The following is a 20464-nucleotide window of genomic DNA, read 5'->3' on the forward strand; positions in this document are numbered from 1 at the left end:
GAATGGGGATGATGAACAGGGCAGAGATTGTCATTGAGGGTTGCAGCCCTGATGTGGCCAAATCAATCCAGCCAGAAATCGAAACCTCAATAAGTCGGGCAAAGCTTTATCAATCTGGCGAAAGGTTGGGATTAGAAATTGAGGCTGAAGACGTCTCAGATTTGAGAGCGGCGATAAATTCGTGGTTAAGGCTGATTAAGATGTGTGTAGAGGTTGAAGAGGTGTTGAAAAATGGGTGAACTCCCTCCGCAGGTTCAGAATCTGGTTGCGCAGCTTCAGCAGCTTCAGCAGCAGCTGCAGGCAGTAATCACTCAGAGGGCTCAGGTAGAGGCGTTGCTGAGAGACACGGAGCAGGCACTGGAGGAGCTTCAGAAGGTCGATGATGAAACACCGGTCTACAAGGCTGTTGGAAACATTCTGGTTAAGGAGAAGAAGGAGGACGTGATTAAGGAGCTTACAGAGAAAAAGGAGACCTACGAGATAAGGATAAAGACTCTGCAAAGGCAGGAGGAAAAGCTCAGGGAGAGGTTCGCTGAGACACAGCAGAAGCTCCAGAACCTGCTCAGTCCTCAGGCAGGATAACGCTGAGGATTTCCTCAAGCAATTTTTTATCGATTTCCCTGCTTATTCTCAGGAATTTTCCCTCGAAGGCAATGAATCCCCTCTCGAACCGCCATGCGGTCTTGAAGGGGTGCAGCTTGACCTTTGAAGCACCAAATTTCTCAAGACTGACGGGCTTAACATCTTTGTCGAGCCTTACGGTGAAGGAGAGGTCATCTCCCACAGCTACGACGTTCTCGTAGATTTTTCTCATCTCACTCTGCAATTCCCACGGCTTCCAGTCCCTCTCGTTGGCCTTTTCGTAGAGCTTCAGAATTGTTTGCCTCATGTAGCCACTGCCACAGCAGTTTTAAAGCCCTTTTCCAATTTTCTCTGTGAACCTCTGCAGGGAGTGCTATGGCATCATCGGCGAAGGTGTGGTTGCAGAGAAATGCGAGGCGTGCTGCAACGCCTTCGACAGAGTTGAGGAGTTTGCCGAGGAGATTGTGAAAAAGATGTCAGAGTACGAATTCGAGACATTCAACGTTGGGAGCAGGGTTTGGGGCAGTTTGAAAGCCCTGCAAGAATATCTGTCGCTGAAGGGGATTGAGTACGAGATAAAGCAGAGGTTCAACACAAAGCTTGCCAGAGCCATCGAAGAGAAAACTGGAAGTAAAAGAACCCTTAATCCAGACATAACCGTTCTGTTCGACCTCGAAACCTTCACCTTTGAGCTTCAGATAAGGCCCGTTTTCATCTACGGAAGATACCTGAAGAGGGTCAGGAACATCTCGCAGACGAGGTGGCTGTGCGGGTATTGCAATGGAGAAGGCTGTGAAGTATGCAACTTCACCGGGAAGAAGTACGTTTCATCGGTTGAGGAGCTAATTGCCATGCCCGCTGTCAGGCTTTTCAAAGCGAGAGATGCAAAGCTCCACGGTGCTGGAAGGGAGGACGTTGATGCGAGAATGCTTGGAACTGGCAGACCCTTTGTGCTTGAGGTAATCGAGCCAAGAAAGAGGTTTGTTGACCTGAAGGAGCTTGAAGAGGCTATAAATTCCCAGAAGTGGGTTGCTGTTAGGGATCTTGAGTACACAGATGCTGAGAAGGTCAGAGAGGTGAAAACGGAGAGGCACAGAAAGACCTACAGGGCGAAGGTCGTTTTTGAGGAGAAGGTTGAGAGGGAAAGGCTAATTGAGGCCCTTGAAAGCCTTAAGGGAGAGATAAGGCAGAGAACTCCCATGAGAGTTTCGCACAGAAGGGCGGACAGGGTTAGGGTGAGAAGGCTTTACGATGCAAGGTTGATTCACCACACCGGCAGGGTTGCGGTGGTGGAGTTTGAGGCCGAGGCGGGGCTCTACATCAAGGAGCTTGTCAGCGGGGATAACGGAAGAACAAGGCCGAGTCTGGCAGAAAAAGTTGGAGTAAATGCGAGAGTTGACAGGTTGGATGTGATAGCTGTCAGCTGATTTCAATCAGCCTGTAGTTTTGCGTTCCCAGTTCAAGCTTTTCGGCATAGTTAAGCATCCCCTCAACGTCCGTCCAGTCCCAGAACTTCTTGTCTTTCAGCAATGCTCCGCTTAGATTCTCAGCCTGCCTGTACAAGTCCACGCTTGCCCTGTCTATTGCGAGAATATCCTTTGAGGCCATTATGCCCAGGTCAGGCACAACTGGCAGGTCGCTGTAGGGGTGGCAGTCGCAGTGGGGGGTGATGTCCATCAGGAAGTTCAGGTAGGCGAAGTTCTTCTGCACCTTAAAAACACCCTTCGTGCACTCCACTATTCTCTCCGACACATCTCTGCCAAAAACCCAGAAGGTTTTAACAGCCCCATAATCACAGGCCTCCGAGCAGCCGAGGCACTTGACGCACTTCTCCCTGTTAATCTGGTAGTCCTCTATCGCATTGCTTGGACAGATTTTCACGCACTCATCGCACTTCGTGCACTTCTCTTCATCAATCTGCGGGTAGTCGGACATGTGGATGTCGAATTTGGAGGGCTTTGCAACGCAGCCAACCCCCACGTTCTTTATGCTCCCCCCAACCCCAGCCTGCATGTGCAGCTTGAAGTGGGTGCAGCAGATGACCGCATCGCATTCAGCAATGGCCTTAGCCACCTTCACCGAGTTAAGGTGTTTCCCCTCTACCGGCACCTCAACGTAGTCGAAGCCCAGCAATCCGTCGGCGATGATTATCGGGGCCTTCAGGGTTTGGTGGGTGTATCCGTTTTCTTCAGCAATGTTTATTCTCCCCACCGCAGTGCATCTTGGCCTCAGCATCCCCAGACCGGTAGTTTCCGTCACAAAAGGCCTTCCACCAGCCTCGATAACCTTCTCAACAACTGTCCTTATGAAGACGCTCCTCAGAGTTCTTGTTGTGCCCCTATCGCCAAAATGCGTTTTTACCGCTACAACATCCCCCTTTGAAACCACATCAAGAACACCGCTCTCATCTATCAGCTTTTCCAGCTTTCTAACAGCACTCAAATCGGGCTGATACCATTTAGCTGGATCTGTAACCTCCGCCCTTGTGCTTGTGTAAAAAACATCCTTCATAAACTCTCTTTCAGCATCCTCTTAATTATCTCTTTCGCCTCATTGGAATCAAAATCGCTTTTGTCAAGGGGGACCGAGGACTTTATAATTCTGACCTTTCCATCCTCTTTAGTTTCCACAATATTGGGAAAGAACATGGAAATTGAAACTTCCACACTCTTCTCGTGGGCATCCTTGACTAAGGTGAAAATGCTGTTTGATTTCTCCTTTTCAACTCTCACAAGTAAAGCCCTTAAGAAGTGGAGGATTCTCTGATATGTGTGGTAGATGAGCAACCCCGAGATTGAGTTCATTATCAGAAGGTAGCTGCCATCAAGACCGTCAAGCACTTTGTTTATGGCCAGGCTCACCTCGTTGAGGTTCAGGGGGTTGGAAACGATTATGTCTCTGCTGTCTTCTGAGTTCTTCTTCCCCCACGTGTAGGTGTCGATAATCCACACATCTTCTCTTCCAATTCTTTTTCTGACAAAATATGCGCTGGAGAGAGTGGTAACCCAAACTACATTGTCGAATTCCTTCGAAACATCCTCGAGGATCTTGCACTTGCCCGTTCCAGGGGGGCCATTAATCAGTACGTGTGTCATCTAAATTCCTCTCTGCAAGGTGTTGGCTTAGGTGTTCAGATAGGTTTTAAACTTTTACGCTTTTATCGTTACCAATGGAAGATGTTTTGCTTACGCCAGAGAGGGCGGCAATTGTGGGAAATACAGCTGTAATAGCCGACCTGCATCTCGGATTTGAGAATGTGTTGCAGGAGAGAGGCTACGCTGTACCGAGAATGCAGGTGGAGGAAATAAAAGCTAGAGTTGCGAGCATTGTGGAGAAGTACGGTATCGCCAAAATCGTGGTGGCGGGAGACTTAAAGCATGAGTTCAGCAAAAATTTACCGTACGAGTGGGAGGACGTCAGGGAGTTTATAGAATCCGTTAATGTGGAGCTTGAGGTTGTGAGAGGAAACCATGACAACTACCTCGCAGCAATTCTGGCTGAGTACGGAATAGAGCTTAAGGAGAGCGTAAGGGTTGGAGATTATCTGGTCGTTCATGGCCATAAGGATTGCGAGGAGGAGAAGGTGATAATGGGGCATGAGCATCCGGCCGTGAAGGTGAGAGTGAGGGGAGCTTTGTACACTTTCCCATGCTACCTCGTTGCGGATGGAGCAAAAATCGTCCTGCCCGCCTTCTCCCCCCTGATGAGCGGTAGCGATGTTCTGCAGGGAAACTTTCTGTCACCCATCCTTCAGAAGGCGAGGAAAATTGAGGTTTATGCGATTGAGGAGGAAGTTGTGTATCTAGGAAGTATCGAGGATTTACGAAAAATTATTTAGATTTTTAATTTTAAGTAGTTATTACGAAAAAGTATTAAGTAACTTTGTAAACACCCCTCTTATGGAATCAAGATTGCGAAGCTTGGCAGGATTTGTAGAAGCCCTCAAGGAAGCTTTGAGTTTCAAATTTAATGTTAACAGATTTGACCATAGATTGAAACTACAAAAACTAGTTTACATTTATAAGGCATTGGGCGGAAATCTGCTAGATTATGAGTTTAATCTATACCTGAGAGGTCCATATTCTCCAGAGCTAGCGGATGATTACTACCACCTATCTAATTCTGGAATGATTGGTGAGGTAGGGGGTCAACAGAAAGAGATTTTTCTCCAAGATAAAATTTTTAGAGCATTAGTGAATATAGCAAGAGATAAAGACGGAACTTGGCTCGAAATTGCTGCGACATTATTAGAACTGAAGAAGGTTGCTGAGAGCCTAGCTAAGCTGGGAATAACGAAAGAAGACTTCGAAATGGAACTTGTGAATTTAACATATAAAAGAAAGCCCTTTGCATCTAAAAACTATATCAAAACGGTATTAGAGGAACTTAAAAAATACGGTGCTATTTAATTCCACGCAATGTGTCAACTACGCTAACATCTCGACCAGAAATGAAATTTATATATGCGTTTCCGTAATCTAACATCCTTCTATCATTTGCCCATATATATTTTGCATTAGGGTCCACTGACACCTGGGAGAGAAACCATATATCGTAAATGTCAAGCCCCCACTGATTTTCGTCACTCCACTCCTGATTCAGGATTTTGTCACCTCTGCCGAATATCCTCTTAAGTTCTTTTTTATCAACATCATTAATTGAATCGGCTCTTATAATTCTGGACTGAGTTTCTCTTAGAAAATCAAGCAATTTTTCGATTATTTTATCTTCTCTCCACTCTTTAACTAAACACTGCCCGAAAGTTTCGCCAATTGACGACTCTAGTAGATAGACTTCGAACTCTCGGCAATTCCCTTCTAAAATAGCTTTTTAAATCAGTGTTGTTCTCTATTTGCCCTTCAATGTAGTCTAATGCTATGGAAGTCTCTATGTAAATCCTTTTACTCATCGGAATTATACTTCATGCGAGTGGTTTAATTGTTTTCCGTGTTAGCTTGGAGTTAGGCCGTTATTATTTCGGATAAGTATAAAATAACAATTCCTCATTAATTACTCGGGAACATCAAGCCCTATGGTCCTTCTGTATCGCATTCCGGGAAAGCTAATTTTTTCAAGTGCTGAATACGCTTTGCTCCTTGCCTCCTCAATGCTTTGTCCCATTCCAACGACCGTCAGAACTCTTCCGCCGGTTGTGACGTATCCATTCGTTTTAGCGATGCCGTTGGCGTAGATTATCGCCTCCTTCATCGCCTCCTCGATTCCTGTTATAGGCTGGCTGGTGTAGTGGTCTGCAGGATAGCCGGGCTTCAGCCCTTCTCTGCCCTTCAGAGCTCCGCTGACCGCGCAAACAGCAACGCAGTAATCGCTGCTGAACCTCATCTCCACCTCATCCAGCCTACCCTCCACCACAGCCATCGATATCTCAGCCATATCGCTCTTAAGCCTCGGTAGCTTTGCCTCCGCTCCGGGGTCGCAGTCCCTGACGTTTATCTCAAGAACCTTAGGGATTAGTTCTCCGTTTTCCTCAACAAGCATTATGACAGGATAAAGAACGCCTTTGAACTCCTTGTCAAAGTTCTCTATTATCGGCTCCACAACCATCTCCATGATTCTCTGCTCTACCTCCTCCGTTACCGCTGGATGTGGGCTCACCGCACCCATACCTCCTGTGTTGGGGTTGATGAGCTTTCCCTCCCTGTAGAGTTGCTCTATTTGGGCTTTGGTGTAGAATTTTTTTGTGAGGCCGATGTAGAAGTCCCTCAAGCCCTCAATGTCATCGCTGTCGAAAGCCCTCTTGTAGTCCCTTGCATGGCCGAACGGCTTGACGGTTTTGCCGTCCGTCATGGCGGTGAAGGCAACCTCAATTCCCCTCAGCCTCTCCTCAACCACAATCCTGTTTCCAGCCTCTCCGAACTTCTTCTGAACCATTATCTCGTCCACCGCCCTTAATGCCTCCTCTACGGAGTCGCAGACGTAAACACCCTTCCCCGCAGCAAGGCCATCTGCCTTCACCACTATCCCGTTGTTGAACTTCTCCCTTATGTACTCCTTCGCCTCTTCTGGATTGTCGAAGTTCGCGTACTCAGGAATGGGAACTCCAATTCTCTTTAAGAAATCCTTCGCCCAGCACTTGCTTGCTTCAAGAATCGTGGCCTCCTTTTTCGGCCCTACGGCAGGTATTCCCTCCTCCTCAAGTCTGTCAACCAATCCGAGGCTCAGCGGCTCTTCCGGTCCGATGTAAGCGAGGTCAACCTCGCATTTCTTTGCGAACCGCACTATCTCGTCTATTGCCCTTATAGATGGAATTTTCTTTCCATCAAGCTCGGCAATCTTACACTTTTCGAAAAATTCGCTACCCCCGTTTCCGGGAGCTATATAAATTTCTTTAACCTGCTCACTCCTTGAGAAAGCGTGAGCAATTGCGTTACCCCTCCCTCCTGCATCGACCACCAGAACCTTCATACCGTTTTTTATCTCATCGATTATTTTCCGTTTTCGGTCAGCAGGGGCGGATATATAATTAATCCTCGTTTTTAATTACAAATTCTACCTGTGTAAAAATAACAAAGCTTAAATACGATTTGTAAGGCTTTCGAATGTCTTTAAAGTTTAGAGTTTGATCAGGGTGGTTACCATGGATAGGACAGAAATTCTTGAAAAAATTAAGCAGGCAGAGATTAAGGTTGAAGAGGCTATCAGGGCTGCAGAGGAGGAACGAAAAAACAAAATTCTTGAGGCTAAGATGAAAGCGAGAGAAATTATTGAGAGTGCCGAAGCTGAGGCGGTTAAAGTTAAGGAAGACATTCTCAATTCTGCAAGGCAACAGATAGAAGCCGAGAAGGAGGAAATCAGAAAGAGGGAAACAAAGAACATCGAGGATTACGCAAAGAAGGGCAAGGATAACATCATGAAGGCCGTGGAGATGCTGTATAATGAGTTCGTAGGGATGATGGAACATGCTTAAGCCGGAACGAATGGTTAGGGTTTCTGTAGTGGGTCCCAGGGAGAAACTGGGCGAAACTGCAGACCTTCTCCACAGACTCAACCTCGTCCACATAGAGGAGCCTGAAGAATCGGAATACTTCAGAATCGGCGAGCCGCATCCGGATGCATCAGTTGTTTCAAGAGCCCTTGTCCAGATGAGGAGCTTCATCTCCCACCTGAAGCTCGATCCATCGAGGATAGTGCCCAGAAGAAAGTTCAGAGAGTCCGAGATTGAAGCCCAGCTTAAGGAGAAGCTCGACGAGTACCAGCAATTGATTGGAGAGCGAATTGAGTATCTGAGAAGCGTTGATGAAAAGATTGCATCCTTGCAGGAGCAGCTCAACCAGATAGAGCCTCTCAAGAGGCTCGGAATACCCGCAAGACTGCTTAAGGGCTACAAGACGCTCAGAGTTTTCGTCGGGTTTGTAAAGGAGAACCCGACGGAGAAGTTTGCCCAGGTAACGAGCGATTTTGAAGTTTTCGCCACCGAATACGAGAAAGAGCTCGTTGTAGCGGTTTTCGTTAAAGCCGAGTACGGGGACGAGTTCCTGAGAATCTTGCAGGAGTGCGGTTACAGGGAGATTCAGGTTCCCGACGTTGAGGACTTTGAGGCAAAAATTTCGGAGATAGAGAAGGAAATCGAATCGCTGAAGTCAAGAAAGGAGCAGGTAGAGAAGGAAATAGAAGAGGTAAAGGTAAAGGAGGCCGAAACTCTGCTTGCAATTGAAGAATACCTCAGCTCGCAGATGGACAAGTACGAGCTGCCTTTGAGAACTTTGGTTTCGAAGTACTCATTCGTCCTCGTGGGCTATCTGCCTGCAAAGGCTTTGAACGAGTTCAAGGCCAAGATGGATGCAAACGGCGTTGCGGTTGAGGTGCTTGATGAAGAGGGTGAACCTCCAACCAAGCTCAGCAACCCTGCTGGTGTGAGAAACTTTGAGCTCCTCACAACAACCTTCGGAATTCCGAAGTACAAGGAGATTGACCCAACTGTGTTCATAGCGATCTTCTTCCCGATCTTCTTCGGTATGATGCTGGGAGATATCGGTTACGGTTTGCTCGTCACGGTCATTTCCCTGTACCTCAAGAGGGTGTTTAAGACTGAGGGCTGGCAGAGGATGCTGAACATCGGTGTGTACGCTGGAGTGATGTCAATAATCTTCGGCTTCATCTACGGAGAGTGCTTCGGCCCCTTCATAGTGCCTGGAGAGTACGAGCCATACCAGATCCACTTCATTGGCTCGCAGCTTGAGCACCTCTACGAGTTCCACCACGGTCATCCGATTTTCGACAGGGTTGAGGAGATGGGTGTCAAGATTCTGCTGTTCGCAACGATTGTGATCGGTATCGCGAAGATTCTCTTTGGATTCGCTCTCGGTTTCTACAACGTCTATGTCGAGCATGGCCTTAAGGATGCGATTCTCGAGAAGCTCTCGTGGATCATAGGTGTTCTTGGCCTTGCAATGATCATCTTCGGCTTCGCGTACAACGTGGGAGTGTTCTACCAGCTCGGAATGGGTCCGAATCCGGGCGATGTGCCTCCGCTTCCACTGCCTGGACTTATGGAAGGCTGGCAGGCAGGACTGAACGTTTACTACTTGGCAGCACTTCCATTGCTCGTCGTCTGGTTCATACTGTTCGTCATGGGCGAAGTGCCGAAAATGGGTGCTATGGGAGTCATACTTGCAGTCGAGCTGCTAACGTGGTTCGGCCAGATCATGAGCTACGCGAGACTTCTAGCCATTGGACTGTCTTCAGTCTACATAGCCTTCGTCATCAACTTCATCGGAATGAAGCTCATTGATCCAGTGGGTATAAGTATACCGATAGTTGGCGCAATAGTCCTGCTAATCGGACACGTGGGCAACTTGATTCTCGGCATTCTCGATCCAGGTTTGCAGTCATTGCGTTTGCACTACGTAGAGTTCTTTACGAAGTTCTTTGAGGGTGGCGGAAGGCTCTACGAGCCTTTCGGCAGGATAAAGAGGTTTATTGAGGAGTGAGGTGTGTTTGAGGAGGTGAGATGAATGGTGGAAGATGCATTGGCTAAGGGTTTGATTGCAGTTGGTGCTGGACTGGCAGTTGGACTGGCCGGTATTGGTGCAGGACTTGGTGAGAGCGGTATCGGTGCAGCTGCCGTAGGAGCTACAGCCGAGGACAGGGGCTTCTTCGGTCTCGGTATTCTGTTCACAGTTATACCGGAGACCATAGTCATCTTCGGACTGGTCATAGCGTTCATACTGATGTTCGCGTTCTAACATGCCGGGCGAGGAGCTGGTCAGGAGATTCCTGGAAAGGAGGGTGCTGACGGAAAAAAACATAGAGAGGTTCGTGAAGTATTACTGGTTGGTGTCGACCGCGAGGATGGTTCTCGGAGTAACCATCCTCATTTTAATATTAATAGGCGGGCTTAAGTTTAGCCAGCTTATTCCCTGGAGGTGAGATGAATGGTGGAAGATGCATTGGCTAAGGGTTTGATTGCAGTTGGTGCTGGACTGGCAGTTGGACTGGCCGGTATTGGTGCAGGACTTGGTGAGAGCGGTATCGGTGCAGCTGCCGTAGGAGCTACAGCCGAGGACAGGGGCTTCTTCGGTCTCGGTATTCTGTTCACAGTTATACCGGAGACCATAGTCATCTTCGGACTGGTCATAGCGTTCATACTGATGTTCGCGTTCTAAGGTGAAAGAGATGCCACTGGATAAAGTACTGCAGGAGATCCAGCAGAAAGGTGAAGAGGAGGTCAGGAGAATCAGGGAGGAGACGGAGAAGGAAGTTGAGAAGATACTGGCCGAGGCCAAGGCTGAGGCCGAGGAGATTCTGAAGAAGGCCAGAGAGGAGGCAGAGAAGGAGGCGGAAGCCATCAGAAGGCAGGAAATTTCCAGCGTCAAACTGGAGATGAAAAGGGAACTTCTGAACGTGCAGAAGGAGATCCTTGAGGAGGTTTTCAACCTTCTCAGGCAGAAGGTTAGAGACATGGATGAAGAGACGAGAAAGAAGATACTCAAAAACCTGCTTGAAAAGAACGCTTCACCAGGAATGGTTGTTTACTCAAGGAAAGAGGATGAGGACATAGTAAAAGAGCTGATAAAGGAGCTCAAACTCGATGTCACCTACGGCGGCAACATAGACTGTATAGGAGGAGTCATACTTGAAGACCCCGCCGGGGACATCAGACTGAACCTGACGTTCGACGAACTTGTAAGCCAGGTTTACGAACAGAAGCTGAGCGAAGTGTCAAAATTGCTTTTCAAGTAAGTAAGAGGTGATAACAATGATCTACAAGGGAAATAGAGCCGCCTGGGCTTACATCGTTGCAAGAACGAAGGTTATGAAGAGCAGACTGCTGAAGCCAGAGGACTTCAGGAAACTGCTGAACATGGAGTTTGACGAGATTGTGAGGTATATAGGTGAGACGGAGTATAAAAAGGAAATCGACGAGCTCGGCTACAAGTTCACGGGGCCAAGACTGCTCGACCACGCCCTCTACGCAAACCTCGCGAGAACCTACAGAAAGCTCATTGAGGTCTCCTTTGGTGCCTCAAAGTTCCTGATAATGAAGTATCTTGAGAAGTGGGATGTCTGGAACATAATAAACATCATCAGGGGCAAAATGGCAAACGTTCAGCCCGAAGTGGTTGATGACATTCTGGTCCCTGCTGGTGAGAGGGACATGGACTTCTGGAAGACGTTGCTTGTCAAGGATATCGAAGAAATCGTCAAGTCCTTTGAGGGGACACCCTACTACGAGCCCCTTTCCAAGATAGGCAGCGAAGACATGAGCAAAATCGAGGACGGGCTTTACAAGGTTTACTACAGGGAGTTACTAAAGCTAAATCCTTCAGACTTTGCAATGAAGCTCTTCCTCGACTTCATCAAGATGGAAATAGACATAAGGAACGTCAAGACGCTGCTGAGGCTGAAGGCGGAGGATGCGACGCCCGACGAAATAATGGAGTGCACGATTCCCGGTGGTTACGAACTTACCGAAGAAGAACTCAGGAAGCTTGCGGCCATGCCGATTGATGAAATGATAAAGGCTCTCGAGGGCTACTGGTTCTGGAATGACGTTCAGATTGAAGGGAAGGAGGTCGCGGCAGTTGAGATCGAGTTCGACAAGGTCTGGATAAAGACAATCTCCAAGAGGGCCAGCAACTATCCGCTCAGCATTCTGCCGGTTCTGCAGTACATTGTGCTGAAAAAGGTTGAAGTGGACAACCTGAGAGTTCTTGGTTGGGGCAAATACTACGGCTTGCCGAGCGAGGAGATTGAGAGGCAGATGGTGATATTATGAAAAAGTTGGCGGTAGTGGGCGATCCGGACTTCACGATTGGCTTCATGCTTGCAGGAATCTCGGACATATACGAGGTCACGAGCGACGAGGAAATCGTTAAGGCGGTTGAGGATGTTTTAAAGAGAGATGATGTTGGTGTTGTGATTATTAAGCAGGAGTACCTGAAAAAGCTCCCTCCGGTTTTGAGGAGGGAAATTGATGAGAAGGTTGAACCCACCTTTGTTTCTGTAGGAGGAACCGGAGGTGTGGAGGAGATTAGGGAGAAGATAAGAAAGGCGATAGGTGTTGACCTATGGAAGTGAAAGAAGCTGGATACGTGGGAGAAATTTATAGGATTTCTGGACCCCTCGTCGTTGCGGAGGGATTGAAGGCCAGAATGTACGACCTCTGCAAGGTAGGTGAAGAGGGGCTGATGGGAGAGGTTGTAGGTTTAGTAGGGCAGAAGGTTCTCATTCAGGTTTACGAGGATACAGAGGGTGTAAAGCCGGGTGACAAAGTAGAGAACACCGGAATGCCGCTCAGCGTTGAGCTTGGGCCTGGATTGATAAGAAACATCTACGATGGTGTGCAGAGGCCATTGCCGGTGCTAAAGGAGGTCAGCGGAGATTTCATCGGGAGGGGCATTGAAGCTCCGGGCTTGGACAGAAAGGCAAAGTGGGAGTTTAAGCCGCTGGTGAAGAAGGGAGAAAAAGTAAAACCGGGAGAAATAATCGGAACTGTTCAGGAGACTGAGGTTGTAGAGCAGAAGATTCTCGTTCCGCCGAACGTCAAGGAGGGAGTAATCGCTGAGATTTACGAGGGCAGCTTTACGGTTGAGGACACCATTGCGGTTCTTGAGGATGGCACGGAGCTTAAGCTCTACCACAAGTGGCCAGTCAGAATTCCGAGGCCGTACGTAGAGAAACTTCCACCCGTTGTGCCGCTCATAACTGGTCAGAGAATTCTGGACACCTTCTTCCCGGTTGCAAAGGGAGGTACCGCTGCAATTCCGGGCCCATTCGGAAGCGGTAAAACTGTGACCCAGCACCAGCTGGCAAAGTGGAGTGATGCTCAGATTGTCGTTTACATCGGATGCGGTGAGAGAGGCAACGAGATGACAGAGGTTCTTGAGGAGTTCCCGGAGCTTGAAGACCCGAGAACAGGAAAGCCGTTGATGGAGAGAACGGTTCTTGTTGCCAACACCTCCAACATGCCTGTTGCGGCGAGAGAGGCTTCGGTTTACACCGGAATCACCATTGCGGAGTACTTCAGAGACATGGGCTACGATGTAGCCATACAGGCTGACTCAACCAGCAGATGGGCAGAGGCAATGAGAGAAATCTCAGGAAGACTTGAGGAGATGCCCGGTGAAGAGGGCTACCCCGCTTACCTCGCATCAAGGCTTGCAGAGTTCTACGAGAGAGCTGGCAGAGTTAAGACCCTCGCAGGGAACATAGGGAGTGTCACGGTTGTCGGAGCAGTTTCACCGCCCGGCGGTGACTTCAGTGAGCCAGTAACTCAGAACACGCTCAGAATTGTGAAGGTGTTCTGGGCCCTCGATGCGAAGCTCGCTGCCAGAAGGCACTTCCCCGCCATAAACTGGCTGCAGAGCTACAGCCTCTACGTTGACACCCTGAAGGACTGGTTTGCTGAGAACGTCAGCGAGGAGTGGAACGAGCTGAGAAGATGGGCAATGGAGGTTCTGCAGGAGGAGGCTAACCTGCAGGAGATTGTGCAGCTTGTTGGTAGCGACGCACTGCCAGAATCCCAGAGAGTCCTTCTGGAGGTTGCGAGAATCATCAGAGAGGTTTACCTCATCCAGTACGCCTACCACCCCGTCGATACATACTGCAGCGTGCAGAAGCAGTACGACATGCTGAAGGCCATAAAGCAGATCAACGACTGGTTCTATCAGGCTCTCGAAGCAGGAAAGACCATCGATGAAATTGCGGGAGTCGAGGGTCTCGAAGAGTTTGCCAGAGCCAAGTTCGAGGAGGACTACAAGCCCGCCATGGAGGCTGCGCTGGAGAAGATTAGAAAGAATCTGCTCGGAGAGTGATGAAGATGAAGGAGTATAAGACCATAACCCAGGTTGCGGGTCCCCTTGTTTTTGTTGAGAAAACCGAGCCGGTTGCCTACGGAGAGCTCGTCACCATAACGCTTCCCGACGGCTCAACAAGGAGAGGTCAGGTTCTCGACACGTCCAAAGATGTCGTCGTTGTTCAGGTTTTCGAGGGTACGAGAGGAGTTGACACCTCAAGCACCGTCAGGTTCACCGGTGACATCGTCAAGCTCAACTGCTCCCAGGACATGCTCGGAAGAATTCTGAGCGGTTCCGGTGAGCCGATTGATGGTGGGCCAAAGATCGTTCCAGAGGAGAGGAGACCAATTGTCGGTGCGGCCATCAACCCCTACGCCAGGCAGTATCCGAGAGAGTTCATCCAGACCGGTATTTCAGCAATTGACGGAATGAACACCCTCGTCAGAGGTCAGAAGCTCCCGATTTTCAGCGGTTCAGGTTTGCCGCACAACGACATCGCTCTGCAGATTGCGAGGCAGGCAAAAGTTAGGGGCGAGGGTGAGGAGTTCGCTGTCATATTCGCGGCTATGGGCATAACTTACGAAGAGGCGTACCAGTTCATGAAGGAGTTCGAGAGGACTGGGGCACTGGAGAGGGCTGTTGTTTTCCTCAACCTTGCCAACGACCCGGCTATCGAGAGATTGCTGACTCCCAGAATGGCACTCACCGCTGCAGAGTTCCTCGCCTACGAGTACGACCTGCATATTCTGGTTATTCTCACAGACATGACCAACTACTGCGAAGCTCTTAGAGAGATTTCGGCAGCAAGAGAAGAGGTTCCCGGAAGAAGAGGATATCCGGGTTACATGTACACTGACCTCGCAACTATCTACGAGAGGGCTGGCCGTATCAGGGGCAGGAAGGGGACGATTACGCAGATGCCAATCCTCACAATGCCGGGCGATGATATCACCCACCCAATTCCCGACCTCACCGGGTATATCACCGAGGGACAGATAGTTTTGAGCAGAGAGTTGCACGCCAAGGGTATTTATCCACCAATCAACGTCCTTCCGTCGCTCAGCAGGTTGATGAAGGAAGGTATCGGCGAGGGATACACAAGAGAGGACCACCCGCAGTGGAACGACCAGATGTATGCGGCCTATGCTGAGGGTGTTGACCTCAGAGGTCTCGTCGCCATTGTTGGTGAGGAGGCTCTGTCAGAGAGGGACAGGCTCTTCCTGAAGTTTGCCGACGAGTTCGAGAGGAGGTTTGTCCAGCAGGGAAGATACGAGGACAGAGATATTGAGTACACTCTCGACCTCGGATGGGAGCTGCTCGCAATGCTTCCTGAGAGAGAGCTCACGAAGGTTGAGAGAAAGTTCATAGAGAAATATCACCCCAAGTACAGGAAAAAAGAAGCTAAGCCCGAGGAGGCCACAGAGGAGGCCTCCTGAAAACAATTTTTAGAGGTGACAGGGAATGGCAGAGGTCCAACCGACACGAATGGAGCTCATAAAGCTCAGAAGAAGGATAAAGATGGCCACCCGTGGCCATGCACTGCTTAAGATGAAGAGAGATGGCCTCATCATGGAGTTCAGGCAGCTTCTGGAGGAGGCAAAGGAAGTCATTGGTGGGATGGTTCAGAAGTACGAGAAAGCTCAGAGCAAGCTTGCGTTAGCGATAGCAGTTGACGGTATCGTAGCTGTCAGGTCAATCGCCCTCTCCTGCTGCCAGATTCCGCCAGAGTTCAGCATGAAGAGGAAGAACATAATGGGAGTCGTTGTGCCAGTCATCAAGAGAGAGCCAATAAGAAAGAAGCCCACGGAGAGGGGATACGGAATCCTGAGCACATCCACGAGAGTCGATGAAGCGGTCGAGGCTTACGAGGAGCTTGTTGATGCTGTACTTGAGGTTGCGGAGATTGAAACAACCCTCAGAAAGCTCATTGAGGAAATTGAGAGGACGAAGAGAAGAGTTAACGCTCTCGAATACCGCGTTATTCCAACGATGGAGGAGCTTGCAAAGTTCATCTCGTTCAAGCTGGAGGAGATGGACAGAGAGAACATTATAAGGTTGAAGAAGCTCAAGATGAAGAAGGCAAAGTCTTAATTCTCTTTTTTTGGAAAATTTTAAATTCTCGTTAACCGATCTACATTCATGGTTAACGATATAAAGAAAACCGCTCTGGCAGTGGTTACAGCCTTAATAACCGCGGTATCTGCGCAGCTAAGCTTTAAAATAGGACCTGTGCCTTATACGATGCAAAACTTCGGCGTGATGCTATCAGGGTTTCTTCTCGGGCCCTACTACGGCCTCCTGTCGATGGCAATCTACCTAGCCCTCATAGCCTTTTCCCTGCCGATAGCTGCAGGTGGAGGCGGTTTGGGAGTTTTAATTGGTCCAACCGCTGGTTTTCTTTACGGATTTCTGATCTCATCCTTCCTGGCGGGTGTTTTCAGGAGAGCAATTTGGAGGGAGGGGAGCAGAAGAGAGGTGTTAATGCTCTGGCTTTCAACGCTTGTGGCATCTATGCCCATCTACCTGCTTGGCTTCTTTGTTTTCTACAACTTCGCAATGATTGATGAAAAGCTGCTCATCCGATCCGAGAGCGCCGTCAGAGCCTTTAACCTCTCCTTCTCCTCTCCCACCATGGTTATCTTCGCCGCAACCGTTCTGATTTTCCTCCCCCAGGACTTTTTCGTTGACCACCTCTTGGCCGTACTGGTTTTCAGGTACGTCCACAGAATGCTGAATGAGAGGGGTGTGGAGGTTGATTGAACTCAGGGTGGATAAGTACACATACCCTAACGGAAGGGTTGGCTTGAGCGATTTTTACGCAACCTTCGAGGGCTGCGATTTCATCATCGGCCCAACGGGTTCGGGAAAGAGCACCGTACTCAAAATGGTTAACGGACTGATTCCGAACTTCCTTGGCGGAACTCTTGAAGGGAAGGTGAGGGTTTTTGGAGAGAAGCCCAATCCCAGAATTGCGTTCTTTGTGAAGCAGAACCCTGAGGAGATGATTACCTCTACGCAGGTTATCGATGAGCTTGTCTTTCCTTTGATTCAGCAGGGGTTTGGTTGGGGGGAGGCGAAAAGGGAAGCGGAGGAGGTTTGTGAGGAGCTCGGAATCGGTGGGCTGCTGGAGAGAAAAACGTATGAGCTCTCTACCGGTGAGCTTCAGTTAGTTCAAATTGCCGCAGCACTTGCCTCAAAAGCCAGAATACTCGTTTTTGATGAGCCTTTTGCAAATCTAAGCCGTAAAAATGTTCTGAAAGTTATCAAAATACTCAGGGACTACCCGCACTTAGTTTCGGAGCACAGGCTTGAGTTCTCAAGCTTCTTCGAAAAGACCATCAACCTCGGCCTTGAGTGTGAGGATTTCGAAATTCCAGAGGTTGAGCCAGGTGAAGCTGTTTACGATGGGCTGATTGAGCTCAGAGAGGGGGAGCTTATAGCTTTGGTTGGAGACAACGGAGCTGGAAAGACGATGATGTTGAAGAAAATAGCCACTGAGATGAGAAAGCTCGGGCTGGACTTCTCAATCGTCCTCCAGAACCCATCATACCACCTTGTGGAGGACAGCGTTGGAAAGGAGGTTGATTTGGAAACAGCCAAAGAGTTCGGTATTGAGAGCTTGCTCAGCAGGCACCCGCAGTCCCTCAGCATGGGACAGATGAAGAGGGTTGCAATTGCGAAGGCGTTTAAGTCGAAAATATTGCTTCTCGACGAGCCCACTGCAGGGCAGGACTGCAACTTTCGGAGGAGACTGCTTTACCTGCTCAGAAAGCACAGAAAGTCGGCGATTATAGCTACCCATGACCCTTATGTGGCTGAACACTGCGACAGAAAAGTGGAGCTATGATAATCGAATCGCTAAAGGAGGGGTTGAGAGGAGGGGATAGAGAGGGGAGGTGCGCCGTAATCGCAGCCTCCTTGCTGTCAATCTCCGTTTACGTTTCCGGCATGGCGTTTGAGGTTGCAATTGCTGCAATAGCAATCTCACTGATAGCCACTAAGGGGAGAAGCCTGAAGCTCCTGAGAGCTTTTCTACCATTCTACCTTCTATTTGCCATTACCGCACTTTTCTCTGGAATATCTGCTTTAAAGACTCTTTTGGCGTTCCTGGCAATAATATCCTCTGGCTCCATAGTATTCTCCTCTCAACCGTCCGAAGTTTCCGGAGCGTTGCTGTTCTTCAGGTTCCCCGAAAAATTTGTAAGCCTGCTTCAAATTGCTCTGTCGATGCTTCCAGTTGTAGTCAGCGACTTTGAGAACGTGAAGAGCCTTTACGGCAGGTCTTATTACAGACTGCTAAAGGCCTTCGTCTCAACCGCCATTTTGAGGGCGGTTAGCTTCTCAGAGTCGCTATACTCTAAGAACTTCAGCTACAAAGCGGTCAAGAAAATGAGAAGACCGGAAAAAGCTGATTATCTCCTTTTACTCGCTTCAACGGCGGTTTTCGTTTATGCAATATCTCTTGAGGTGTCAACCTGGATGCCCTCTTCAACGTAGAATCTGAAGTACTCGGTAACGGGTCTCTTTCCTCTCAGTTTGGGCACCGCAAACTTGCTGACCAATCTCTCTCCAACCCTCTCCACTTCGATGTCAAACACCACGTCAGAGATGTCCAGAACTTTGTTGACCACATCCACCGGATGAAGGTTTTTGATAAGGTGACAGTAAACCACAACACCCTTCTCCTTTGCAAGGGTATAAAGCTTGTTTATCAACCAGTCTTTGAGCCCCCAGTCAGTGTTGAGGTTCAGGAAGAAGGAGAGGGAGTCGATGATCACGTTGTACTCACCGCTCTCCTCTTCTGCAATTCTTGAAAGCCTGTCGTCAACGTAGTCGAAAATTTCCTTGTCCCTGTATCTGTCTTCAACGATGAACTGGCCGTACTCGTTGAGGTAGTACTGCTCGTAAACATCAACGAAAGTAACGAAACTCGTGTCGAGACGGAGCTTTTCCATATCCTGCTTGACGAACTTTGCCGGGCGGCTGGTGGTGAAGTAGTAAGTCTTCAAAACGGTGGCAAACTGGTAAAGGAACGCCTCAGGCATCGCGAGCGGGTTGGCGTAAACACAAACAAAGCTGCCCGCCGGCAGACCCCCATCTAACCTTCTGTCAAGCAAAACGATGCCTGTTGGCACGTCTGAAGTTTTAAGTATCTGCACAATACCACCTTGTTAGTACTTGAATTCAAACCATTTAAGCTTTTCCATAATTATCATTATAACCGTTATATAGTCAGGTGGGAAAAAATTTTGAGGTGGGCATAGTGCTCATAACAAACATCAACACAAAAGTTAACGGTAAAATAATAACAATTATATGGCTTTAAACGTACTATTAGCATGGCTGCAAGAAAGGTCAGGATACAGACGACGATAAACTCAAACGTTTACGAGCATTATATCAAAAAGCTTCTGCCTGAGTACGGTCAGCTAAACAAGCTTATTGAAGAAGCTGTAAAGCAGCTTTTTGAAATCAGAGAAAATGAGTTGTCCAAGCTCGACCGTCTTAGAGCGAAGATGATGAGAGAGGCGGGAGTAATAGCCATCGGATTCGAGAGCGCTGAGAAGGCGCTCAAAGGGGAGATCGAGAAGGTTTTAAGCGAAAACGAAATTAATTTTCTGCTGGAATGGTATTACGGAAGGCCTATTGAGAAAATTGCGTTTGAAGAGGCCATTGAGTTCATGAGAACTGCTTTAATTGCAATGAACTGGGCTGTTGATGCCAAGGTAAACTTGGAGGGTGAGGAGACCCACATAATGGTGAGGTCGAACCTCGGAAGGGGGCTGGCAGAGCTTCTGTGCATGGTCATCAAGCACTTCTTTGAGAGGAACTACGGTGTGGAGGTGAGGTTTTCCGTTTATCCTGGCGGCTACACTCTGTCTTTCAGGCATGTTAGCACCGATGCTTATCCGTGCTCAAGCGTGAGGGAGTAAGCTAACATTTAAACATTGTAATCTCAAAAGATTAAAATACTCTTCAATGTTTTGATTGAACATGGCAGTTGTGTTTCCGTCGAAGGAGTGGATGGAGGAGCTTTATAAAAAAGTAAACGCCGATGAAGAGTACAGAAGGGTTGCTGCGAACTGGGAGGGGGACTACCTTTGCGTTGTTGAGCTGGACGAGGAGGCTTTGAGGGACTTCCAGAATCCGAAGGTGCTGAGAGGCTTTTTAGGCATGCTTGACAGCATTCCAAAGGAGAAGAGGGAAAGGTTCAGGGGAACACCGAGCGAGAAGTTGCTCGAAGCTCTTGGACTGTCCCTTGATTCTGATCTGAGCGATGCAAACGTTGAGGAGATCGCGAAGAAGATTGCCGAAAATCCGGACAAGATACTGGAGGCTGCGAAGGGTGCATCGCTCAACATCTGGATGGACTTCTGGCACGGCGACTTCAGAAACATTGAGGTTGCTGCGCCGGGAGAGCACGAGGATGCGAAGTTCAAGCTCATAGGTCCTTATGCTGTGTTCAAGCAGCTCGTTATGGGCAAGGCTGACGCTATCACTCTTGTTGTGAGCGGCAAGTTGAAATTGCAGGGAGATATGGGCTACATGATGCGAAACATGGCAACAGTCAAGAAGTTTACTGACCTGATGGCATCCATCCCCATCGAGACTTAACTTATTTTTTG

At 48.7% G+C, this 20464-nt stretch carries 27 protein-coding genes; 21 read left to right on the forward strand and 6 right to left on the reverse strand.

The window, feature by feature from the left end; genetic code table 11:
- Positions 1-2 precede the first annotated feature (2 nt).
- Together AF_RS05815 and AF_RS05820 are read left to right on the forward strand one after the other, a co-directional pair.
- The gene (locus AF_RS05815; RefSeq protein ID WP_052270479.1) at positions 3-239 is read left to right on the forward strand and encodes a KEOPS complex subunit Pcc1; all 237 of its coding nucleotides are present in this window, start codon (positions 3-5) and stop codon (positions 237-239) included.
- Positions 232-582, forward strand: a complete 351-nt coding sequence (locus AF_RS05820) for a prefoldin subunit beta (RefSeq protein ID WP_010878647.1) — start codon at positions 232-234, stop codon at positions 580-582. The genes AF_RS05815 and AF_RS05820 overlap by 8 nt, the downstream gene beginning before the upstream one ends.
- Here the strand turns inward: AF_RS05820 and AF_RS05825 are convergent.
- Positions 563-889, reverse strand: a complete 327-nt coding sequence (locus AF_RS05825; protein ID WP_010878648.1) for a hypothetical protein — start codon at positions 887-889, stop codon at positions 563-565. The genes AF_RS05820 and AF_RS05825 overlap by 20 nt on opposite strands.
- Before the next feature lie 46 nt (positions 890-935).
- On the opposite strand from AF_RS05825, the gene AF_RS05830 reads away from it, so the two are divergent.
- Positions 936-2009, forward strand: coding sequence for a tRNA pseudouridine(54/55) synthase Pus10 (locus AF_RS05830; protein WP_010878649.1), 1074 nt, complete (start codon positions 936-938; stop codon positions 2007-2009).
- Here the strand turns inward: AF_RS05830 and AF_RS05835 are convergent.
- Together AF_RS05835 and AF_RS05840 are read right to left on the reverse strand one after the other, a co-directional pair.
- Positions 2002-3093, reverse strand: coding sequence for a DUF362 domain-containing protein (locus AF_RS05835; protein ID WP_010878650.1), 1092 nt, complete (start codon positions 3091-3093; stop codon positions 2002-2004). The two genes, AF_RS05830 and AF_RS05835, sit on opposite strands and share 8 nt — an antisense overlap.
- On the reverse strand, positions 3090-3677 hold the full coding sequence (locus AF_RS05840) for a DUF7090 family protein (RefSeq protein WP_010878651.1): 588 nt from the start codon (positions 3675-3677) through the stop codon (positions 3090-3092). Before AF_RS05840 ends, AF_RS05835 begins: the two co-directional genes overlap by 4 nt.
- Before the next feature lie 74 nt (positions 3678-3751).
- Here AF_RS05840 and AF_RS05845 point away from each other — a divergent pair, with 74 nt between their 5' ends.
- Both AF_RS05845 and AF_RS12410 read left to right on the forward strand, forming a co-directional pair.
- Complete coding sequence (locus AF_RS05845; protein WP_010878652.1) at positions 3752-4420, forward strand: metallophosphoesterase; 669 nt, start codon at positions 3752-3754, stop codon at positions 4418-4420.
- A gap of 61 nt (positions 4421-4481) precedes the next feature.
- The gene (locus AF_RS12410; RefSeq protein WP_010878653.1) at positions 4482-4991 is read left to right on the forward strand and encodes a YwgA family protein; all 510 of its coding nucleotides are present in this window, start codon (positions 4482-4484) and stop codon (positions 4989-4991) included.
- Here AF_RS12410 and AF_RS05855 read toward each other — a convergent pair.
- Complete coding sequence (locus AF_RS05855) at positions 4984-5292, reverse strand: hypothetical protein (RefSeq protein ID WP_048064340.1); 309 nt, start codon at positions 5290-5292, stop codon at positions 4984-4986. The two genes, AF_RS12410 and AF_RS05855, sit on opposite strands and share 8 nt — an antisense overlap.
- Before the next feature lie 300 nt (positions 5293-5592).
- A complete protein-coding gene (purD, locus tag AF_RS05860) occupies positions 5593-7005 on the reverse strand; it encodes a phosphoribosylamine--glycine ligase (RefSeq protein WP_010878654.1) in 1413 nt (470 codons plus the stop codon).
- Positions 7006-7177: 172 nt separating this feature from the next.
- Between purD and ahaH the strand changes: the two genes are divergently transcribed.
- From ahaH to AF_RS05930, 14 genes are read left to right on the forward strand one after another with little or no spacing between them, the layout of a single operon-like run.
- Positions 7178-7507 carry an ATP synthase archaeal subunit H gene (ahaH, locus tag AF_RS05865; RefSeq protein ID WP_231487652.1) on the forward strand — a complete coding sequence of 110 codons (330 nt, stop codon included), beginning with the start codon at positions 7178-7180 and terminating at the stop codon, positions 7505-7507.
- On the forward strand, positions 7500-9530 hold the full coding sequence (locus AF_RS05870; protein ID WP_010878656.1) for a V-type ATP synthase subunit I: 2031 nt from the start codon (positions 7500-7502) through the stop codon (positions 9528-9530). Before ahaH ends, AF_RS05870 begins: the two co-directional genes overlap by 8 nt.
- Positions 9531-9554: 24 nt before the next feature.
- The gene (locus AF_RS05875; protein ID WP_048064341.1) at positions 9555-9785 is read left to right on the forward strand and encodes an ATPase; all 231 of its coding nucleotides are present in this window, start codon (positions 9555-9557) and stop codon (positions 9783-9785) included.
- A gap of 1 nt (position 9786) precedes the next feature.
- A complete protein-coding gene (locus AF_RS05880; RefSeq protein ID WP_010878658.1) occupies positions 9787-9969 on the forward strand; it encodes a hypothetical protein in 183 nt (60 codons plus the stop codon).
- Positions 9970-9974: 5 nt separating this feature from the next.
- Positions 9975-10205, forward strand: a complete 231-nt coding sequence (locus AF_RS05885; RefSeq protein ID WP_048064341.1) for an ATPase — start codon at positions 9975-9977, stop codon at positions 10203-10205.
- Positions 10206-10215: 10 nt separating this feature from the next.
- Positions 10216-10782: a V-type ATP synthase subunit E gene (locus AF_RS05890; RefSeq protein WP_010878659.1), complete on the forward strand. Its 567-nt coding sequence runs from the start codon at positions 10216-10218 to the stop codon at positions 10780-10782.
- A gap of 16 nt (positions 10783-10798) precedes the next feature.
- Complete coding sequence (gene ahaC / locus AF_RS05895) at positions 10799-11818, forward strand: ATP synthase A1 subunit C (protein WP_048064342.1); 1020 nt, start codon at positions 10799-10801, stop codon at positions 11816-11818.
- Complete coding sequence (locus tag AF_RS05900; RefSeq protein ID WP_010878661.1) at positions 11815-12120, forward strand: V-type ATP synthase subunit F; 306 nt, start codon at positions 11815-11817, stop codon at positions 12118-12120. The genes ahaC and AF_RS05900 overlap by 4 nt, the downstream gene beginning before the upstream one ends.
- Positions 12111-13856, forward strand: a complete 1746-nt coding sequence (locus AF_RS05905; RefSeq protein WP_010878662.1) for an ATP synthase subunit A — start codon at positions 12111-12113, stop codon at positions 13854-13856. Before AF_RS05900 ends, AF_RS05905 begins: the two co-directional genes overlap by 10 nt.
- 5 nt (positions 13857-13861) lie before the next feature.
- Positions 13862-15274, forward strand: a complete 1413-nt coding sequence (locus AF_RS05910; RefSeq protein ID WP_048064680.1) for an ATP synthase subunit B — start codon at positions 13862-13864, stop codon at positions 15272-15274.
- Between the two features lie 25 nt (positions 15275-15299).
- Positions 15300-15929 carry a V-type ATP synthase subunit D gene (locus AF_RS05915; RefSeq protein WP_010878664.1) on the forward strand — a complete coding sequence of 210 codons (630 nt, stop codon included), beginning with the start codon at positions 15300-15302 and terminating at the stop codon, positions 15927-15929.
- A gap of 48 nt (positions 15930-15977) precedes the next feature.
- Positions 15978-16598 (forward strand): biotin transporter BioY, encoded by a 621-nt coding sequence (locus AF_RS05920; RefSeq protein ID WP_010878665.1) that lies wholly within the window; start codon positions 15978-15980, stop codon positions 16596-16598.
- Positions 16582-17685, forward strand: coding sequence for an ATP-binding cassette domain-containing protein (locus tag AF_RS05925; RefSeq protein ID WP_231487681.1), 1104 nt, complete (start codon positions 16582-16584; stop codon positions 17683-17685). Before AF_RS05920 ends, AF_RS05925 begins: the two co-directional genes overlap by 17 nt.
- Positions 17682-18335, forward strand: coding sequence for a hypothetical protein (locus AF_RS05930; protein WP_010878667.1), 654 nt, complete (start codon positions 17682-17684; stop codon positions 18333-18335). Before AF_RS05925 ends, AF_RS05930 begins: the two co-directional genes overlap by 4 nt.
- Here the strand turns inward: AF_RS05930 and AF_RS05935 are convergent.
- Positions 18287-18997 carry an RAD55 family ATPase gene (locus tag AF_RS05935; RefSeq protein ID WP_010878668.1) on the reverse strand — a complete coding sequence of 237 codons (711 nt, stop codon included), beginning with the start codon at positions 18995-18997 and terminating at the stop codon, positions 18287-18289. The genes AF_RS05930 and AF_RS05935 overlap by 49 nt on opposite strands.
- A 180-nt stretch (positions 18998-19177) precedes the next feature.
- Between AF_RS05935 and AF_RS05940 the strand changes: the two genes are divergently transcribed.
- Positions 19178-19771 (forward strand): hypothetical protein, encoded by a 594-nt coding sequence (locus AF_RS05940; protein ID WP_010878669.1) that lies wholly within the window; start codon positions 19178-19180, stop codon positions 19769-19771.
- 61 nt (positions 19772-19832) lie between these two features.
- On the forward strand, positions 19833-20453 hold the full coding sequence (locus AF_RS05945; RefSeq protein ID WP_010878670.1) for an SCP2 sterol-binding domain-containing protein: 621 nt from the start codon (positions 19833-19835) through the stop codon (positions 20451-20453).
- Positions 20454-20464: the final 11 nt, after the last annotated feature.

This window comes from Archaeoglobus fulgidus DSM 4304 (assembly GCF_000008665.1).
Classification (GTDB): domain Archaea; phylum Halobacteriota; class Archaeoglobi; order Archaeoglobales; family Archaeoglobaceae; genus Archaeoglobus; species Archaeoglobus fulgidus.

Coding starts and splice junctions, on each gene's coding strand:
- AF_RS05880 (WP_010878658.1), top strand. CDS start 9,787: ATGCCGGGCGAGGAGCTGGTCAGGAGATTCCTGGAAAGGAGGGTGCTG.
- AF_RS05875 (WP_048064341.1), top strand. CDS start 9,555: ATGGTGGAAGATGCATTGGCTAAGGGTTTGATTGCAGTTGGTGCTGGA.
- AF_RS05940 (WP_010878669.1), top strand. CDS start 19,178: ATGGCTGCAAGAAAGGTCAGGATACAGACGACGATAAACTCAAACGTT.
- AF_RS05885 (WP_048064341.1), top strand. CDS start 9,975: ATGGTGGAAGATGCATTGGCTAAGGGTTTGATTGCAGTTGGTGCTGGA.
- AF_RS05845 (WP_010878652.1), top strand. CDS start 3,752: ATGGAAGATGTTTTGCTTACGCCAGAGAGGGCGGCAATTGTGGGAAAT.
- AF_RS12410 (WP_010878653.1), top strand. CDS start 4,482: ATGGAATCAAGATTGCGAAGCTTGGCAGGATTTGTAGAAGCCCTCAAG.
- AF_RS05920 (WP_010878665.1), top strand. CDS start 15,978: ATGGTTAACGATATAAAGAAAACCGCTCTGGCAGTGGTTACAGCCTTA.
- AF_RS05945 (WP_010878670.1), top strand. CDS start 19,833: ATGGCAGTTGTGTTTCCGTCGAAGGAGTGGATGGAGGAGCTTTATAAA.
- AF_RS05815 (WP_052270479.1), top strand. CDS start 3: ATGGGGATGATGAACAGGGCAGAGATTGTCATTGAGGGTTGCAGCCCT.
- AF_RS05915 (WP_010878664.1), top strand. CDS start 15,300: ATGGCAGAGGTCCAACCGACACGAATGGAGCTCATAAAGCTCAGAAGA.
- AF_RS05840 (WP_010878651.1), bottom strand. CDS start 3,677: ATGACACACGTACTGATTAATGGCCCCCCTGGAACGGGCAAGTGCAAG.
- AF_RS05900 (WP_010878661.1), top strand. CDS start 11,815: ATGAAAAAGTTGGCGGTAGTGGGCGATCCGGACTTCACGATTGGCTTC.
- AF_RS05870 (WP_010878656.1), top strand. CDS start 7,500: ATGCTTAAGCCGGAACGAATGGTTAGGGTTTCTGTAGTGGGTCCCAGG.
- AF_RS05910 (WP_048064680.1), top strand. CDS start 13,862: ATGAAGGAGTATAAGACCATAACCCAGGTTGCGGGTCCCCTTGTTTTT.
- AF_RS05825 (WP_010878648.1), bottom strand. CDS start 889: ATGAGGCAAACAATTCTGAAGCTCTACGAAAAGGCCAACGAGAGGGAC.
- AF_RS05930 (WP_010878667.1), top strand. CDS start 17,682: ATGATAATCGAATCGCTAAAGGAGGGGTTGAGAGGAGGGGATAGAGAG.
- AF_RS05890 (WP_010878659.1), top strand. CDS start 10,216: ATGCCACTGGATAAAGTACTGCAGGAGATCCAGCAGAAAGGTGAAGAG.
- AF_RS05820 (WP_010878647.1), top strand. CDS start 232: ATGGGTGAACTCCCTCCGCAGGTTCAGAATCTGGTTGCGCAGCTTCAG.
- ahaH (WP_231487652.1), top strand. CDS start 7,178: ATGGATAGGACAGAAATTCTTGAAAAAATTAAGCAGGCAGAGATTAAG.
- AF_RS05835 (WP_010878650.1), bottom strand. CDS start 3,093: ATGAAGGATGTTTTTTACACAAGCACAAGGGCGGAGGTTACAGATCCA.
- purD (WP_010878654.1), bottom strand. CDS start 7,005: ATGAAGGTTCTGGTGGTCGATGCAGGAGGGAGGGGTAACGCAATTGCT.
- ahaC (WP_048064342.1), top strand. CDS start 10,799: ATGATCTACAAGGGAAATAGAGCCGCCTGGGCTTACATCGTTGCAAGA.
- AF_RS05905 (WP_010878662.1), top strand. CDS start 12,111: ATGGAAGTGAAAGAAGCTGGATACGTGGGAGAAATTTATAGGATTTCT.